This window comes from Saccharopolyspora sp. NPDC000359 (assembly GCF_040300525.1).
Classification (GTDB): Bacteria; Actinomycetota; Actinomycetes; order Mycobacteriales; family Pseudonocardiaceae; genus Saccharopolyspora.
In genome coordinates, this window is the sequence record NZ_JBEPDU010000005.1 from 67,782 (window position 1) to 85,031 (window position 17,250).

Annotated in this window: 15 protein-coding genes and 1 tRNA gene; 9 read left to right on the forward strand and 7 right to left on the reverse strand. The window is 71.5% G+C overall.

Annotation, left to right across the window (positions count from 1 at the left end; all coding sequences use genetic code 11):
* The first annotated feature begins 273 nt into the window (after positions 1-273).
* Both ABT324_RS05360 and ABT324_RS05365 read left to right on the forward strand, forming a co-directional pair.
* Positions 274-492, forward strand: a complete 219-nt coding sequence (locus ABT324_RS05360; protein WP_351172004.1) for a hypothetical protein — start codon at positions 274-276, stop codon at positions 490-492.
* A gap of 72 nt (positions 493-564) precedes the next feature.
* Positions 565-1,101: a GAF domain-containing protein gene (locus ABT324_RS05365; protein WP_351172007.1), complete on the forward strand. Its 537-nt coding sequence runs from the start codon at positions 565-567 to the stop codon at positions 1,099-1,101.
* 64 nt (positions 1,102-1,165) lie between these two features.
* Here the strand turns inward: ABT324_RS05365 and ABT324_RS05370 are convergent, their stop codons facing one another.
* Entirely contained in the window at positions 1,166-2,632 is a 1,467-nt protein-coding gene (locus ABT324_RS05370; protein ID WP_351172010.1) for an acyl-CoA dehydrogenase family protein, read from the reverse strand.
* 585 nt (positions 2,633-3,217) lie between these two features.
* Positions 3,218-3,290: transfer RNA gene (locus tag ABT324_RS05375), tRNA-Ala, on the reverse strand.
* Positions 3,291-3,472: 182 nt separating this feature from the next.
* Between ABT324_RS05375 and ABT324_RS05380 the strand changes: the two genes are divergently transcribed.
* Positions 3,473-4,780: a phenylacetate--CoA ligase family protein gene (locus ABT324_RS05380; RefSeq protein WP_351172012.1), complete on the forward strand. Its 1,308-nt coding sequence runs from the start codon at positions 3,473-3,475 to the stop codon at positions 4,778-4,780.
* A 3-nt stretch (positions 4,781-4,783) separates the two neighbouring features.
* Here the strand turns inward: ABT324_RS05380 and ABT324_RS05385 are convergent, their stop codons facing one another.
* The 4 genes from ABT324_RS05385 to ABT324_RS05400 form a co-directional block, all read right to left on the reverse strand.
* Positions 4,784-6,124 (reverse strand): NAD(P)/FAD-dependent oxidoreductase, encoded by a 1,341-nt coding sequence (locus ABT324_RS05385; protein ID WP_351172015.1) that lies wholly within the window; start codon positions 6,122-6,124, stop codon positions 4,784-4,786.
* Positions 6,117-6,356 carry a DUF6158 family protein gene (locus ABT324_RS05390; RefSeq protein ID WP_351172018.1) on the reverse strand — a complete coding sequence of 80 codons (240 nt, stop codon included), beginning with the start codon at positions 6,354-6,356 and terminating at the stop codon, positions 6,117-6,119. The genes ABT324_RS05385 and ABT324_RS05390 overlap by 8 nt, the downstream gene beginning before the upstream one ends.
* 144 nt (positions 6,357-6,500) lie before the next feature.
* On the reverse strand, positions 6,501-7,646 hold the full coding sequence (locus ABT324_RS05395; RefSeq protein ID WP_351172021.1) for an MFS transporter: 1,146 nt from the start codon (positions 7,644-7,646) through the stop codon (positions 6,501-6,503).
* A 691-nt stretch (positions 7,647-8,337) separates the two neighbouring features.
* Positions 8,338-9,159, reverse strand: a complete 822-nt coding sequence (locus ABT324_RS05400) for a GNAT family N-acetyltransferase (RefSeq protein WP_351172024.1) — start codon at positions 9,157-9,159, stop codon at positions 8,338-8,340.
* A gap of 112 nt (positions 9,160-9,271) precedes the next feature.
* Between ABT324_RS05400 and ABT324_RS05405 the strand changes: the two genes are divergently transcribed.
* Positions 9,272-10,933, forward strand: coding sequence for a DUF885 domain-containing protein (locus tag ABT324_RS05405; RefSeq protein WP_351172027.1), 1,662 nt, complete (start codon positions 9,272-9,274; stop codon positions 10,931-10,933).
* A gap of 127 nt (positions 10,934-11,060) precedes the next feature.
* Entirely contained in the window at positions 11,061-13,016 is a 1,956-nt protein-coding gene (locus ABT324_RS05410; RefSeq protein WP_351172029.1) for a UvrD-helicase domain-containing protein, read from the forward strand.
* On the opposite strand, the gene ABT324_RS05415 is transcribed toward ABT324_RS05410, so the two are convergent.
* Positions 13,006-13,656, reverse strand: a complete 651-nt coding sequence (locus ABT324_RS05415) for a TetR/AcrR family transcriptional regulator C-terminal domain-containing protein (RefSeq protein WP_351172032.1) — start codon at positions 13,654-13,656, stop codon at positions 13,006-13,008. The genes ABT324_RS05410 and ABT324_RS05415 overlap by 11 nt on opposite strands.
* A gap of 85 nt (positions 13,657-13,741) precedes the next feature.
* Here ABT324_RS05415 and ABT324_RS05420 point away from each other — a divergent pair, with 85 nt between their 5' ends.
* From ABT324_RS05420 to ABT324_RS05435, 4 genes are all read left to right on the forward strand, one after another.
* Positions 13,742-14,179 (forward strand): hypothetical protein, encoded by a 438-nt coding sequence (locus tag ABT324_RS05420; RefSeq protein WP_351172035.1) that lies wholly within the window; start codon positions 13,742-13,744, stop codon positions 14,177-14,179.
* An 80-nt stretch (positions 14,180-14,259) separates the two neighbouring features.
* Entirely contained in the window at positions 14,260-14,913 is a 654-nt protein-coding gene (locus ABT324_RS05425; protein WP_351172038.1) for a hypothetical protein, read from the forward strand.
* Positions 14,914-15,006: 93 nt separating this feature from the next.
* On the forward strand, positions 15,007-15,870 hold the full coding sequence (locus ABT324_RS05430) for an AAA family ATPase (RefSeq protein WP_351172041.1): 864 nt from the start codon (positions 15,007-15,009) through the stop codon (positions 15,868-15,870).
* On the forward strand, positions 15,867-17,240 hold the full coding sequence (locus ABT324_RS05435) for a vWA domain-containing protein (protein WP_351172044.1): 1,374 nt from the start codon (positions 15,867-15,869) through the stop codon (positions 17,238-17,240). The genes ABT324_RS05430 and ABT324_RS05435 overlap by 4 nt, the downstream gene beginning before the upstream one ends.
* The last annotated feature ends 10 nt before the right edge of the window (positions 17,241-17,250 follow it).

Genomic DNA, 17,250 nt, shown 5'->3' on the forward strand with positions numbered 1-17,250 from the left:
ACCTCCCCGCGCTCCACCCGCGTGCAGTGCTCCGCGCTGATCCCGGCGAGGTGGGCGACCTCCTCGCGGCGCACCCCGGGGACCCGCCGAGCTCCGGTGAACACCGCCGCGACGACAGGAACCCGCGCAACTCCACGGTGCTTCGCCGCTCGCGCGCGATCGGTCCTGGTGCCGGGCGGCGGGTTCCACGACGTCCGGCGGATCCGCACCGGCCAGTGGAAGGCTTGACGGCAGGTACCGGGTCGGCGGGGGCCGGGGCGCATACTGATCGGCATGACCGACGATCGGACCCCGGGGAGCGACCCCACGAGGCTGGCCCGGGGTCGAGCGGCGGCGCACCACGTCGCCGAGGCGGTCGCGGTGCAGGCGATCCGGCGGCAGGTGCGCTGGAGCCGGGTCCCGTCGCGTCCAGGACCGACGACCAGCCCCCGCGCGCACCGCGGTCAGCGACTGGCCGACCACAACACCACGATCGGACGTCTGGAAGAGTAGGCCACCAGGTCAGGCGGAGGGTGGCCAGGCCGTGACGGCCTGCTACCCAGTCCGAAAGGGATGGATTTGAGCATGGACGAACCCCAGGGCAGGTTGGAACCCACCGACCCCGACGAGATCGCCAAGGCACGGGCGGCCCGTCTCGACGAGTACGGGTTGTTGGGGGTCGAACGCGACCAGGACCTCAACGCCTACGCCCAGGACATGGTGCAGGCGTTCGGCGCCCAGGCCGCGGTCGTGAACCTCTTCGACGAGGAGTACCAGAACTTCGTCGGGATCCACATGAAGGAGGGCGACCCCTCGGCGCTCACCAAGATGCCGAAGAGCGCTGGGTGGTGCCCGCACACCATGAAGCGCGAGGTCGCGTTCCCGCTGGAGAACGTCGCCGACCACCCGAGGTTCTTCGTCGGCAACGTGCTCGTCGAGAGCATGGCGGTGGAGAGCTACCTCGGGATGGCCCTGCGGGACCGCGACGGCACCGCGCTGGGCACGGTGTGCGTGGTGGACACCGAGCAGCGCAAGTGGGACGTCCCGCTGATCAAGGACTTTGCGAACCGCGTGATGGAGAACATCCAGCAGCGCGGGCAGCGGGGCGAAGCGCAGCGCTGAAGCCAGCCGGTGCGGTGCGGCGCGCGTGAGCTGTCCGGGGTGCAGCCCACGCGCGCCGCGCCCGTCACCTGGCGGGTCGGTGCAGCAGCGGGTCGAGGATGTGCTCCTCGCCGGGGCGGCGCTGGTCGGTGTCGCCGATGTCCGACTCGTAGCCCGCGATGTGCTGCAGCAACGCTTCCTTGCTCGGCAGGTCCAGTCCCATGTCGCGGCGCGCGTCCATGAGCCTGCGGCGCAGCCGGTGCGCGCACCACTCGGCGGTGAAGCCGTGCAGCTCGGAGCGGAACGCCTCCGCACTGGTCAACGCGGCCAGGACGGACCAGCACAGCAGGTCGCCGAGCACGTTGTACCGGATCTGCTCGGCCTGCTCGGTGGCGCCGCGGCGGGCCACGTACTCCTCGGCCTCGGAGATGAGGGAAACGACCTCCCGCGAGACGCCGGGGATGGCCGCGAGGAGGTCCTGGAAGGTGTTCGGGGACCGGGTGACCTTCAGCCCCGTGTAGAGGGTGACGGCCTCGGTCGCGCCCTCGAAGATTCGCATCAACCGGTAGTCGCGGTAGAACTGGCCGACGATGTTGGTCTCCAGGAAGCCCCGGCCGCCCAGCATCTGCACGGCCCGGTCCACGACCGTGAACATCTCCTCCGAAGCCATGATCTTCGTGACGAAGTACAGCAGCTCGTGCGGCTGCTGGCCCTGGTCGAGCATCGTGGTGATGTGGTTCAGCAGCAGCTCCACGGCCAGCGTCGCGGCCGCGGCCTCGGTGAGGACCTGTTGGGTCCGGCCGTTGTCGACCAGCATGCCGGTGGCCACCGGCCGCTTGCGCGCGTAGCGCGTGGCGATCTCCAGCGACCGCTTCATCGCGCCGAGGCTGCCCGCACCGATGACCAGCCGCGACAGCATGAACGCCGAGTTCGCGGCGACCAGCCCGTCACCCTCGGCGCCGAGCCGCCACTCCGCCGGGACCCGCATGTCGTCGAACATCAGGGTGACCTGCGGAACGGCCCGCAGCCCCAGGGTCCGCACCTCGGGCCCGACCGCGAAGCCGGGCGTGTGGCTGTCGATGGTGAAGCCGGTGAAGCCCTCCGGCGTGCCGTCCTCGCCGAAGAGCCGGGCGAAGACGTTCAGGTAGCGCGACGACCCGCCGAGGCTGATCCACCGCTTCATCCCGTTCAGGACGTAGCTGCCGTCGGCCTGCCGCACCGCCAGGGTGGTCATGCCCCGCAGGTCGGAACCCATGCCGGGTTCCGAGGCCGCGCTCGTCGTCAAGCTCTGGCCGCGCGCCAGGATCGGCAGGAGACGGGACCTGACCTCCTCCGTGGCGTGGTGCTGGATCGGCGGGATGCCGACCATGTTGTGCACCGCGGTCAGCACGAACAGGTTGCAGTCAATTGACCCGAGTTGTTCCATGATCCGGAACGTGTCCCGGTAGTTCAACTCCAGGCCACCGTATTTCCTGGGGACCTGAATGCCCCAGAGGCCGTGGCCCGCGAAGTCGGGAACAATGGATGGATCGAAAGAACGCCTGTTATCCATTCGCGGGGAATCGATGCGCTCCCTCGAATACCACCTCAGGAATTCCAGGATGTCCGCCGCGACCGGGGAGACGCCTGGCGGAGCGACAGAGGAGTCATCGTACAATCCGTCATTCGAGTTAGCGAGCTCTCTTAATGACGTCAACCCAGCTCCTTCTCCGGAGGGCACGATGGAACTTCCGGTGTGCATGGAGCGACACATTACGTCAGCACACGCGCCACGAGAACCAGATCAGGCGAGGATTTTCGGGAAGTTGATCACACGTCCGCGCCAACCCCGGTGACGGTACGCAGTCGAGCATCGCACCCGTTACCTTGTCAACCTCAATGATTACGATCTTCGGATTAAAAAACGCGGCCGTGGATTCCGGGGGGTATCCGCACCGACGACGTGAGCCAGCAACCTGAGGACCCATCACGCACCAGGTCACGAAGATCCAGTCGCCGGTCGAGCGGCGGCAGTGGTGGCGAGCGCGCTCTCCCGCCGCCCGCAGGGCCTCGCGGGGACCGGAGCCCCGGCGGGCGGACCCGCGCACAACGAAGGAGCGGGCTGGTTTGACATCTGTCAACCAGCCCGCTCCGTGCGTGGAGCTGACGGGATTCGAACCCGTGACCCCTTGACTGCCAGTCAAGTGCGCTACCAGCTGCGCCACAGCCCCTTGTTCTGTTCTCCGAGGCGCCCGGTCCGGTTTTCCGTCCCGCTCATCTCGTGTGCCAATACAGTACAACAGGCCTCCGGAGGCGTTTTCAGGGGGGTACCCCTGGTTGGATCTACCCCCGCTGACCTGCAGCTGGTACACCGAACGTCGTGGCGACAGCACAGGGGGTAGGGACTCCGCTGGTGGCTCCCGAGGTCGAGGGTGCCGCCCCGGAGCGACGTCGCGGGATGCAGGAGCAGCGGCTGCGCCGGTTGGTCGACCGGCTGCTGGGCGCGGGCGGGCTGCAGGGGGCGCGGTTGCGGGCGTGCGGGGTGGAGCGGGGGAAGGACGTCTCGCTCGACCAGCTGCACCTGCTGCCGATGGTCGACAAGGAGGACTTCTGGGACTCCTACCCGTTCGGCTTGCGCTCCGCGCCTGCGGAGGACGTGGTCTGCGTGCACGGGTCGTCGGGCACGCTGGGGCGGCAGACGCTGGTCGCCTACACCGCGCACGACGTGGACGTCTGGGCGCAGGTGATGGCCCGTGCACTGGGCGGGGCCGGTGTGACGCGGCAGAGCTTCGTGCACTGCGCCTACGGGTACGGGATGTTCACCGGCGGGCTCGGGGTGCACCACGGCGCCACGCGGCTCGGGGCGACCGTGCTGCCGGTGTCCAGCGGCGCCACCGACCGGCAGCTCCGGCTGCTGCTCGACCTGCGACCGGACGTGTTGTGCTGCACCCCGTCCTACGCCATCTACCTCGGGGAGGCGTTCGCCTCGACCGGCATCACCGCGGAGCAGCTGTCGCTGCGGGTCGGGGTGTTCGGTGCGGAGCCCTGGACCGAGGAGATGCGGCAGACCGTCGAGCGGCTGCTGGGGCTGCGGGCGCTCAACATCTACGGGCTCACCGAGGTCATCGGGCCCGGCGTGGCCTGCGAGTCGCTGGACTCCGGCGGGTTGTTGAACATCGCCGAGGACCACTTCTACCCCGAGGTGGTCGGGCCGGACGGGCAGCCGCTGGCGGACGGGCAGCCCGGCGAGCTGGTGTTCACCACGCTCACCAAGACCGGCACGCCGCTGCTGCGCTACCGGACCGGCGACGTCGCCGCGCTGCACGGGCCCGCCGCCGGGTCGGCGCGGACGCTGCGGCGGATGAGCCGGGTGCTCGGGCGCACCGACGACATGCTGGTCATCCGCGGGGTCAACGTGTTCCCGTCGGAGGTGGAGGCGGTGCTGCTGGCCGACACCCGGGTCGCGCCGCACTACCTGATCGTCGAGGACCGCCGGGACCGGTCGCGGCCCGAGCTGCGGATCGCCGTCGAGCCGCGGGACCCGCTCGGCGACTCCGCAGCCCTTGAGTACGACCTCGCGGCGGCGCTGCACGCCCGGCTCGGCCTCGGCTGCGTCGTGCGGGTGCTGCCACCCGACCACATCCCGCGCTCGGAGACCGGCAAGGCGAGGCGCCTGGTGCGCTGGGACCACGGCGTCGTGCCGGTCCCCGGGCTGGAGTGAGCGTCACCCGGCCGCGCGGCCGTTGGGGCCGGGCAGGCCGCGGGTGTTGGCCGCCTTGACGAACTCGGCGCGGGGGTCGTGCAGCTCGCCGAGGGCCACCACCTGGCGGCGGAACGGCATCTCCAGCAACCAGTCGCCGAGGATGCGCGCCTTGTGGGACGCGGTGGGCATCTTCGCCAGGTGGTAGACGCGGTGCAGCAGCCAGGCCGGGAAGCCCTTGAGCTTCACCCCGTACACCTCCGCCGCGCCCTGGAACAGCCCCAGCCCGGCGACCGATCCGGCGTGGCGGTGCTTGTAGTTGGTCAGCGGCTCGCCGCGCAGCAGCGCCACGATGTTGTCCGCCAGGACCTTGGCCTGGCGCACCGCGTGCTGCGCCGACGGGCTGCACAGGGCGTCCGGGTCACTGCTGGTCAGGTCCGGGACCGCCGCGCAGTCACCGGCCGAGAACACGTTGTGCGTGCCGCGGACCTGCAGCTTCGCCGTGCACTCCAGGCGGCCCTTGGTGTCCCGCGGCAGGTCGCTCTCCTCCAGCATCGGGTGCGGTTTGACACCCGCGGTCCACACCAAAGTGTCGGTGTCGAACTCGTCGCCGTCGGAGAGCACCACGTGCCCGCCCGCGAAGGACTTGGCCGTGGTGTTCAGCTTGACCTCGATGCCGCGCTCCTCCAACCGCTGCTTGGTGTACTCGCTCATCGGCGGGCTGACCTCGGGCATGATCCGGTCCATCGCCTCGACGAGCACCCAGCGCATCTCGCCCGGGTCGATCGGCGGGTAGCTGCGGATCGCGGTGCGGGCCATGCTCTCCAGCTCGGCCATCGCCTCGATGCCCGCGTAGCCGCCGCCGACGAACACGAACGTCAGCAGCCGCCGCCGCAGCTCCTCGTCGTGGGTGCTGGCCGCGATGTCCAACCTGGACAGCACGTGGTTGCGCAGGTAGATCGCCTCGCCGATGGTCTTGAACCCGACGCCGTGCTCGGCCAGCCCCGGGATGGGCAGCGCGCGGGAGATCGAGCCGGGCACCACGACCAGGATGTCGTAGCTGACGTGCTCGACCTTGCCGTCGCCCAGCGTCGCGGTCAGCTGCTGCTCGGCGTTGTTGATGCTGTTGACCTGGGCGGTCAGCACCTGGCAGCCGCGCAGTGCCTCGCGCAGCGGCACCACCACGTGCCGGGGCTCCAGCGAGCCCGCCGCCGCCTCCGGCAGGAACGGCTGGTAGGTCATGTGCGGCTGGGTGTCGATCACGGTGACCTGCGCTTCGCCGGCGCGCAGCTTGCGCCGCAGGCGCAGCGCCAGGGTCATCCCGACGTGGCCACCGCCGATGATCACGATGCGTGGTTCAGGCATGCTGCGGCTCTCCCCTCGCTCCGGACCGGGTGCGGCGCGGGTCGACCTCGCGTTCCGGGTGGCGCCGCAGGTACTCCTGTTCGAGTTCGAAGGTGCGCGCGGTGTGCTCGCGCAGCGCGTCGGGTGAGCCGTGCAGGAAGGTCTCGTGGCGGGTCCGGTGCAGGTGGCGCAGTTCCCGCAGCAGGAGTTCTTCGGTCAGCTCGTGGCCGGGGATTCCCGTCGTCGTGCTCATGCGTCCTCCCGCTTCGGCAGGCAGGCGTACCGGGCACGTCGTGGGGATCACGACGTCAACGCCGGAGTACCCGGCGGCCGGGGGCCGAACACCTGCTCGTCGGGTCCAGACTGCGGCCGGTCGCGCCGGGCGGCGACTCGAGCGTCAGGCGGCTTCCTCGACCGGCTGCGCGGCGGGCTTGCTGGCCGGGCGGGTTTCCGGGGCTCCGGCCCAGGCCAGCAGGCCGAGCACCGCGGTGAGCCCGGTGACGGCGAAGGCGGCCTGGTAGGAGATCACGTCGGCGAGCACCCCGGCGACCAGCGGGCCGAGGATCGCACCGAGGTCGGACGACATCTGGAACGACGCCAGCACCGGACCGCCCTTGCCCTGCGTGCCGATGATGTCGGCGACCGCGGCGTTCTGGGCGGGGTTGAGGATGCCCGCGCCCATGCCCGCGACCAGCGAGGCGGCGAGGAACCACGGGACCGAGTCGGTGAAGCCCAGCGACGCGGTGGCCAGGCCGGAGACCGCCAAGCCGATGAGCACCAGCGGCTTGCGGCCGCGCTGGTCGGCGATGCGGCCGGACACCAGCAGCACGGCGGCGTTGCCGACGGCGAACACCGACAGCGCCACGCCCGCCATCGACTGGGTGGAGCGCAGGACCTCGACCACGAACAGCGGGACCAGCGCGATCCGGACGCCGAAGATGGTCCAGCCGTTGCTGAAGTTGGACAGCAGCGCGGCCCGGTAGGTGCGGTGGTGGAGCGCCTGGCGCACCGTCAGCGACTGGGTGGTGCCGGTGTCGGCCTGCCGCGCGGCGAGCGTCGACCGGCGCAGCATCAGCCACCCGACGAAGGCGGCGACGAACAGCGCGACGCCGTAGGTGACGAACGGCAGCCGCAGCGAGTACCCGACCATGAGCCCGCCGATGATCGGCCCCGAGACGTTGCCCAGCAGGAAGCTCGTCGCCCACACGCCGGACGCCCGGCCACGCAGGTGCGGCGGCGACAGGCGGATCAGCAGCGCCACCGCGGACACGGTGAACATGGTGGAGCCGGTCCCACCCAGGGCCCGGAACACCAGCAGCTGCCAGTAGGAACCGGCGAACGCGCAGGCCGCGGTGCTCACCCCGACGATGGTGATGCCCCAGACGTAGATCGACCGCTCCCCGAACAACGACACGAGCCGACCGCTCACCGGCGCGAAGGCCAACCGCATCAGCGCGAAAGCGCTGATCACGAAGGAAGCAGCGGTCACCCCGACGTCGAAGCTGGTGGCGAACGTCGGCAGCGCGGGGGCGACGATCCCCATGCCCACGGCAACGATGAAGCTCCCGATGACGAGAACCCAGATCTCCCGAGGCAGAGCCCCCACCCCGTCACCCCCAGCACCCGAGCCCCGAGACACGACAACCCCTTCCCTGCTCAACCGAACGAACCAGAAGCCCCGAACCCAACCTCGAAGCCCTCACCAGCACCCCGAACCCCAACCCCCCACCCTTTATTCCCAACCCACCCCACCAGCCCAAACCCAACAACGAAGCCCCGGCCCAGCAACGAACCCCACACCAAGACCTAAAGACCAGCAGCGCACACACCAAAACACCGCACCACCCCCAAACACCCACCACAACCTAAGGATCAGCGGCGAACCTCACGCAATTTCGATTGAAATTGCCCAACCCCCCACCGCAGCCCCCACGCCAAAAGACGGCAATTTCGATTGAAATTGCTGCACACCACAAACCAACCACCCACCGCTTCGAACCCCACCAGCCCCGCACGCACCGAAACCCCTCCTCACCAGCCCCACCCCAGTACCACCACGGATCCCCCAAGCCGCCCCCAACTCGCCACCACCAACCCCGGGAAGAAACCAAACTCACCGCCACTCCCAAAGAAAACACCAAACCCACCACTGCTCCCCACAAAAAACCAAAACCACCACCAACCCCAACAAAAACCAAAAAAGCCCCCTGCCCCCCAGCAAAACCGAAAACCCCCTAAAGCAGGTCGTCCACCCGCCGCCCATACGCCGTCACCCCGTACACCACCTCGAACCCGCAGGCCTCCCCGAACCGCTCCGCGGTCCCACCTTCCTCGCTGTGCGCGGCGACCAGCAGGGCCCCCCGCTCCCGCAACTCCTCCACCACATCCGCGACCAGCTCGCCCCCGATGCCCCGGCGCCGCCGCCCGGGCCGCACCACCACCTGCTCCACCAGCCCAACCCCGCGTTCCACGAACCCCTGGACGAAGCCCGCGATGCGGTCGGCGTCCTGGTCGTCCACGACGCGCAGCACGCTGCGCGGTTCGTCGATCCGGTGGCCCAGGTTGCGCAGCAGCCGCCGCTCACCTTCGGCGGAGAGCCCGGCGTCGTCGGCGATCAGCTCGACGATCCCGGGCAGGTCGCGGTCCTCGGCCGGTCGCGCCCAGCCGCGCACGTGCTGCCGGGTGCGGTGCAGTAGCGCGACCAGTTCTTCGACCGCGCGCCACCCGGCGTCGTCGGCGATGCCTTCGATCTCGGCGACGGTGGTCGGCGAGGCGAACACGACCGCTTCCGACCGCCCGGCTTCGGCGAAGACCTGTTCCAGTTGCAGCAGGGTTCCGGCGACTTCGGCGAGGGTGCCCCACAGCGCGCAGGCGTGGTTGGCGGCGGGCAGCGGGTTGTCCTGGTTGAGCACCACCGTGGCGGCGCCGACCTGGGTGCGCATGCCGTAGCGCACGACGGCGGATGCGAGTCTCGCGGTTTCGACCAGCCCGGCGAGGTCGCGGGCCTGCCGCGGGTCGAGCAGTGCCTCGTCGTCCGGGTCGTGCAGTGGATCCACACCCCCATTGTCCCCGGCCGACCGGCTCGGTCACGCGGGGTCGTCCGGGTGGCGGCACCGCCGGTTTCCGCGCGCAGCGGCGGGTGGGTGTTCTGCGGCAGGATGGAGCGGTGTGAGCACTCCTGCTGAACTCGCAGACGAACTGCTGGCCGTGATGTTCCGGGCGGACCCGGTCAGCGCGTCGCTGTACGGCGTCCACGACCGGGACGACGAGCTGCCCGACATCTCCGCCGCGGGTGAGCTGGCGTTCCGGGAGCGGGCGGAGGACATCCGGGTGCGCGCGATGGCGGTGGACACCTCGCACGCCGACCTGGAGCAGCGGTTGACCGTCGCGGCGGTCGTGCACCACGCGCAGGCGCTGGTCGCCCAGTTCGACGCCCGGGCCCCGGAGTACACGGTGGTCGGTTCCCTGTTCGCGCCGGTGGCCGGTCTGCTGTTCCACCTCGCGCAGGTCTCGGTCGACGATGCCCGGCAGGGCGCGGACTTCGTGTCCCGCCTGCGCCGGGTCCCCGAGTTCGTCGCGTCCGCCGCGCAGCGGCACCGGGAGGGCGTGGCGACCGGTCTGGTGCCGGTGCGGGCGCTGGTCGACGACGCGATCCGCCACCTCGACGACCACTTGGCCGCTCCGGGCGCCGACCCGCTGCTGATCCCGGAGCTGCCCGACGCGGCGCTGGAGCAGGAGCGCAAGCGGGTGCTGGCCGAGCTGGTGCACCCGGCGCTGCGCGAGTACCGGCAGGTGCTCGCCACCGAGGTCGCGCCGCACGCGCGCCCGGTCCAGCAGCCCGGGCTGTGCTGGCTCCCCGGCGGCCACGAGACCTACCACCGGTTGGTGAGCGCGAACACCTGCACCGACCACACCCCGCGGGAGCTGCACGAGATCGGGCGGGAGCGGATCTCGGCACTGCGGGAGGAGCTCGCCGAGCTGGGCGCGAGGGTCTGGGGCGAGGGCGACCCGGACGCGGTGCTGCACCGGCTGCGCACCGACCCGGCGCTGCGCTGGCGGGACGGCGAGGAGCTGCTGGCGTCCGCGCGCGAGGCGGTCGCCCGAGCGGAGTTGGTTGCGCCGCAGTGGTTCGCGACGCTGCCCAGCCAGCCGTGCGAGGTCCGCGCGCTGCCGGGCCCGACCACGGACAGCACGCCGATCGGCGTCTACACCGCCCCGGCCGTGGACGGCTCGCGGCCGGGTGTCTTCTTCGCCAACACCGAGCGCGCCGAGCAGCGCCCGCGCTACAGCTCCGAGACGATCGCGTTCCACGAGGTCGTGCCCGGGCACCACCTGCAGTTCAGCCTGGCTCAGCTGCGCACCGAGTTGCCGCTGCTGCGTCGGTTGATCCCGATCACCGCCTACACCGAGGGCTGGGGCCTCTACACCGAGCGGCTGGCCGACGAGATGGGCCTGTACTCCGACGACGTCGCCCGGATGGGCATGGTCGCGCAGGACCTGGTGCGCGCCGCGCGGCTGGTGGTCGACACCGGTCTGCACGAGTTCGGTTGGAGCAGGCAGCGCGCGGTGGACCAGCTGGCCGAGCACACCACGCTGCCGCGGCTGGAGGTCGAGTCCGAGGTCGACCGCTACATCTCGCTGCCCGCGCAGGCGCTGTCGTACCTGGTGGGCAAGTTGGAGATCGACCGGGTCCGGGCCACCGCCCAGCGGCTCCTCGGCGCGGACTTCGACATCCGCCGCTTCCACGACGCCATCCTCCGCCACGGCGCCCTACCGATGTCCACATTGGACCTCCTGGTGGCCGAGGAGCTCCACCTCCCCCGCCGCTGAGGCAGCCGCGCTCGAAAGGGCCTGCGACATCCAGGTGATGCGCCGCGACCGGGCCCGAAATCGACATCGAACGCATTACTGTCGATGTCGAGCGCGTGACGGTTGTCCAGCGGCGACAGGAGGCACCGTGACCGGGACTTCCCACCACCGCCAGGAACGACTGCGCCGCGAGGCCGAGGCGGAGCTGCGGGACCGGCTGCTGCCGAGCTGGCACAACCGGGTGCTGCAGCGCTTCGCCGTCGAGCACGACAACGGCTGGTACGCGCTGCTCAACCAGTTCGCCCCGGGCACCCCGGCCGAGCGCCCGGACGCGGTGCTGGTCGGCCCGCAGGGCGTGCTGGTGGTCCTGCTGCGCGACGCCGCACCGGGGTGGGAGGACACCCGGAAGGCGTTCGTGTGGACCGCGGAGCTGCTGGCCGGGGCGTCGACCGAGGCGGGCGCGGTGACCGAGACGGTGGCCCGCGCGGTGGTGGTGCACCCGGCCGACCACCGCGGCCGCACGGGGCACAGCGGCGAGCACCTGGCCATCACCGAGGCCGAGCTGGACCGCGTGCTGCGGGACGGCGAGCGGCTGCTGGAACCGGCTGAAGTGCGCACCATCGCCCGCCACCTGGCCAGCAGGACCTTCGACCTGACCCCGCTCGGGTGGCACCCGCAGCACATCCCGCAGCAGCGCGGGCCGGGCAGGACCAGCGGTGCCGGACTGTTCGAAGTCCGCGACCTGCGCCGGGAGCGGATGGAGCGGGCGTTGGAGCGGCCGTTCCGCGACTGGCGAATCTTTCTGGACGACACGCAACTCGGCGCGGTGCGGCGGAGCCACTCGGGACCGGCCCGGATCACCGGTCCGGCGGGCACCGGCAAGACCGTGCTGGCCCTGCACCGGCTGGCCTACCTGGCCCGCCGCAAGCCGGGCAGGCTGCTGTTCACCACGCACCTGCGCACCCTGCCGCTGATCGCCGCCGAGCAGTTCCGCTCGCTGGCCCCGCACCTGGTGCAGCGCATCGAGTTCACCCACCTGCACGCCTGGGCGCGGGACTTCCTGGACCAGCGCGGACGCGCCGCCGACGTGGACGAGCAGCAGGTCGACCAGGCCTTCGAGGCGGTCTGGCAGCGCGCGGAGCTGACCGCACCGCTGCGCGCGTTCCGGGCTTCCCGCAGCTACTGGAAGGACGAGGTCGACCGGGTGATCAAGGGGCGCGGGATCGGCGCCTTGGAGGCCTACCGGACCGTGCCGCGCAAGGGCCGCGGCCGCCCGCTGCCGTCGGAGCTGCGCGCCCGGGTCTGGCAGTTCTACTGCGAGTACGAGCGCGAGCTGTCCGAGCGCAACGCCTTCGACCACAACGACGTGCTGAAGCGCGCGCTGTGCGAGCTCGACCGCCACCCGCTGCCCCGGCAGTACGCGGCGGTGGTGGTCGACGAGGTGCAGGACCTGACGCTGATCGGGCTGCGCCTGGTGCACGCGATCAGCGGGGATGGCCCCGACCAGCTGCTGCTCGTCGGCGACGGCCAGCAGCAGGTCTACCCGGGCGGGTGGCGGCTGTCCGAGGCCGGGATCTCGTTGCAGGGCAGGGGCGAGGTCCTGCGCCGCAACTACCGGAACCGGTCGGCGATCGTCCAGCACGCCGGGGAGCTCGACGCGATCAACCGCTTCGACGACCTCGACGGCGGCCCGACGACCACGCTGCGCACGGCGCTGCCGGTGCTGCGCGGCGGGCACGTGGTGCACTGGGCGGGCGAGGACCAGGAAGCGGCGCTGGTCGCGGCGCTGCGCGAACTCGACGACGACACCGACACAGCGGTGCTGACCCGCACCAACGGCGCGGCGCAGCACTGGGACCGGGTGCTGCGCGAAGCCGGTTTCCCGGTCCGCTCGCTGGACCGCTGGAACGGCCGCACGTCCGGCCCGATCCACGTCGGCACCGTCCACCGCGCCAAGGGGACGGAGTTCCGCGCGGTCTTCCTCCCCGACGAGCGCCCGCAGTCCCACGGCCACCGCGACGAGCTGGAAGCGGTGGACCGCCACCGCCTGGTGGCCTGCACCCGCGCCCGCGACCACCTCTGGATCGCCACCCTCACCCGCTGACCCTGGCCTGCTCGAACCCGGCGATCATCGCCTCCAGCGCGAAGTCGAAGCGCGACCGGGCCCCGGCCCGGTGGTTGGCCCGCGCCGCGGCCGCGGTCAACAGCGGGTGCTCCGCCGGGTCCACACCGGACAGGTTGCGGACCTGCTCGGCGGCGTCGGCGTGACCTGGCCCGGTGGCGGTGACCACCTGCCCGAGGACGAAACCGGCCAACGAGAACAGCACGTCCAACCCGACCTCCAGTGGGAACCCGGCGTCGTGCAAGGTCCCCAGCACACCCTCCACGAAGTCCAGGTTGCGCGCGGTCACCGCGGGTCGCGACGCCACCAGCGGGATGGTGTTCGGGTGCGCCAGCAGCGCCTCCCGCAGGTCGTGCGCGTAGTTGCGCAGGTCTGCCTGCCACGAACCGCTGCTGCCCCGCGGTGCGACTTCGGCCAGCAGCTGCTCGACCAGGCCGTCCAGCAGGGCGTCCTTGTTGGCGACGTGGTGGTAGAGGGTCATTGCCTCCACGCCGAGTTCCGCGCCCAGCCGCCGCATCGACAGCACCTTCAACCCTTCGCGGTCGACCAGCGCCAGGGCTGCGCCGAGCACGTCCTGCCGGGTCAACCCGGCGCGTTGGCCGCGGGTGCGACTGGTGGGCATGACCGCTCCCCTCCGTTGCGCTTCTTACGACGTAAGTCTACGGTGGGCACATAACTTACGATGTAAGAATGACGGAGTAGTAGCCATGCCCGCACCCGCCGCACCCCGCACAGCCACCCGCGCCCTGCACCTCGGACTGGCGCTCACCGCGATCGCCGCCGCGGCGCCGCTGATCGACGTGGCCACCGCGGACAGCATCGGCGACCACGTCCGCAACGCCTACCCGACCTGGCCCGACGACCTGGTCAACGCCGACCGCACCGCGATCGCCGGCTACCTGGCGGCCATCGGCGTGCTCGGCACCGCCGGCTGGCTGTGGGTGATCGTCGGAGCCCGCAAGCACGCCCGCTGGGTGCGCCCGGTCAGCGCGGTGCTGTTCGCCCTGGGCGCCTCGACCGCCCTGCTCAACCTGTCGCTCTCCGGCGACGCGTACACCACCGTCATCCCGCCGCTGTTCAGCACCCTCGGAGCACTCCCCGTGCTGGCGGGCTTGGCGGCCGTCGTCCTGCTCTGGAAGCGCTGACGCCCTCAGGGACGAAATCGGGGTCCTCCCCGGGAATGCACTGAAGCCGCCGCGGCCGCGCGAGGAGCACCCTCGTCGTCGTGGCGAGAACGAGTTCGCAGCGCTGGCGGCAGGCCGTCGTGTGGCTGCACGTGATCACATCGGTCGGTTGGATGGCCCACGCACTGGTGCTGTTCACCCTGCTGGCGACGAGCGCCACCAGCACCGACCCGGACACCCGCGTCGCCGCGACGTCGATGGCGCACGTGGTGGACGTGCGCCTGCTCGGCCCGTTCGCCAACGCCGCCGCGTTCACCGGCCTCCTGCTCGCGGCGGCCACGGCGTGGGGCTTCTTCCGCAACTGGTGGGTGCTGGTCAAGTTCGCGATCACCCTCATCCAGCTCTACGCCGGGATCTTCCTCCTCTCCGACGCACTGCAGGACTCGGTAGCGGCGGCCCGCACCGGCCACGCTCCCACCGCTGCGCTCCTGGTCGGCACGGCTCTGATGGCCTCAGCGATCGCCTTCCAGGCGTGGCTGTCGGTCGCCAAGCCCTGGCGCCGCACCCCGTGGACGACTTCCCGGAAACCCCCGTCGGCCGCGAACCGCGTCTTCGCCGCGGCGGTTGCCGCCGTGCTGGTCGACGTCACCACCGGCCTCGTCCTCGGCTTCCCGTCCCCGATCTGCCAACTCGTCGTCCTGACGGCCCAGATCATCAACCGCCAACGAGCCCTCCGCGCGCAGGCCGCGGCGTAGGTGGCGCTGCGCCCCTGGCGACCAACGGGTTCCGCCGGTCCGGAACAGCGGGCTAAGGTCGGTCGTCTTGGTGGACGAGGGAGGGACACGGGCGTGTTCGACACCGCTGACGACGTCCGGGCACGACTGTCCGCAGTGGACTACCTGGCCGAGCCCGCTACCGCCACGACGGTGTTCCTGGCCGACCGGCTCGGCAAGCCGCTGCTGGTCGAGGGGCCCGCCGGGGTGGGCAAGACCGGCCTGGCGCAGGCCGTCTCCGCCGCCACCGGCGCGGAGCTGATCCGGCTGCAGTGCTACGAGGGCCTGGACGAGGCCCGCGCCCTCTACGAGTGGAACTACGCCACGCAGCTGCTGCGGATCCAGGCCGGGCAGGACGCGGACTGGGAACGCACCCGCGCCGACATCTTCACCCCCGAGTTCCTGCTGGAACGCCCGCTGCTGGCGGCGATCCGCCGGGAGGCGCCGGCGGTGCTGCTGATCGACGAGGTGGACAAGGCCGACCTCGAGTTCGAGGCGCTGCTGCTGGAGGTGCTGTCGGACTTCCAGGTCACCGTGCCCGAGCTGGGCACCGTGCGGGCCCGGCACCGCCCGTTCGTGGTGCTGACCTCCAACGCCGCCCGCGAGCTCTCCGAAGCGCTCAAGCGGCGCTGCCTGTACCTGCACATGGACTACCCCACCCCGGCGCGGGAGCGCGCCATCGTGCTCACCCACGTCCCCGCGCTGGGCGAGCGGCTGGCGGGCCAGCTCACCGAGGTGGTGGCCGCGCTGCGGAACCTGGAGCTGACCAAGGCGCCGTCGATCGCCGAGACCGTCGACTGGGCCCGCGCGCTGCTGGCCCTGGGCATCGACGACCTGAACGACCCGGCGCTGGAGTCCACGCTCGGCGTGGTCCTCAAGCACCCCGGCGACCACGAGCGCGCCCTCGCCGGGCTCGAACTGCGCGGCCCGGCGCGATGAGCCTGCTGGACCGGCACACCGACTTCCTCGCCGCGCTGCGCGAGCGCGGCATCGCGGTCTCCACCGCCGAGGGCATCGACGCGGCCCGCGCGCTGACCGCCGTCGACCTCCTCGACCGCGAGGCGGTGCGGGTCGCCTACGCGGCCACGCTGGTCAAGCGCCACCACGACATCGCGGTCTTCAACGCCCTGTTCGACCTGTGGTTCCCGCCCGCGCTCGGCGACGCCAGCACCACCGACGGACCCGCCGTCGACATCGACGTCGAGGTCACCGGTGCCCATGGCACCTCCCCCGAGCTCCACTCCATGCGCACCGAACTCGCCCAAGCGCTGTACACCGGCAACGACTCCGCGCTGCTCCAGCTCGCCCGCCAGGCCCTCTCGCGCTACGGCAGCACCCCCGGCTCGTGGTCACCGCGCGCCGCTCTGGAACAGCTGGACCCGACCACGCTGCTGGCTGGTCTGATGCGCACCGCGGAGGGGCAGGCGCGACCGCGCACCACCACCGGCACCGCGACCCGGTCCCGCTTCACCCGCCGCATCGCCCGGTTCGAGCAGCTCGTCTCCGACGAGGCACGGCGGCGCATCGCCAAGCGCAAGGGCGAGCGGTACGCCGCCGACAACCTGACCGCGCCCGCGCTGGACCAGGTGCCGTTCCTGGCCGCCTCGCAGACCGAGCTGGCGGCGATCCGCCGGGCGATCCGCCCCCTCGCCCGACAGCTGGCCACCCGCATCCACCGCGAGCGCCGCCACGGCACCCGCAGCACGACCCTGGACTTCCGCCGCACCCTGCGGTCCGCGCTGGCCACCGGCGGCGTCCCGATCACGCCCCGGCACCGGCCGCACCGCCCGCACAAGCCGGAGCTCGTCGTCCTGTGCGACGTCTCCTCCTCGGTGGCGAACTTCGCCCACTTCGCCCTGCTGCTGGTGCACGCGCTGCACGAGGTGTTCTCCCGGACCCGGGTGTTCGCCTTCGTCCGCGAGGTCCACGAGGTGACCGACCACCTCCACCGGGGCCGGGACGCCGCCGAAGCCCTCGCCGAGGTCCGTCGCGCCACCCTCCAGCTTCCGGGCACCGGCACCGACCACGGGCGCGTGTTCACCGACTTCGCCGCCGACCACGCCCACCTGCTCACGCCCCGGACGGTCCTGGTCATCCTCGGCGACGCCCGCAACAACAACTACGACCCGGCCCCGGAAGTCCTGGCCAGCCTGACCCAGCGCTGTCGGCGGACCCTCTGGCTGAACCCGGAGCCCCGCGACCGGTGGGGCACCGGGGACTCCGCCACGCCCACCTACCAGGAGCTGGTGGAGATGGCCGAGTGCCGCAACCTCGCCCAGCTGAGCGACCTCGTCCAGTCCCTGCGTTGAGTCCACCGCG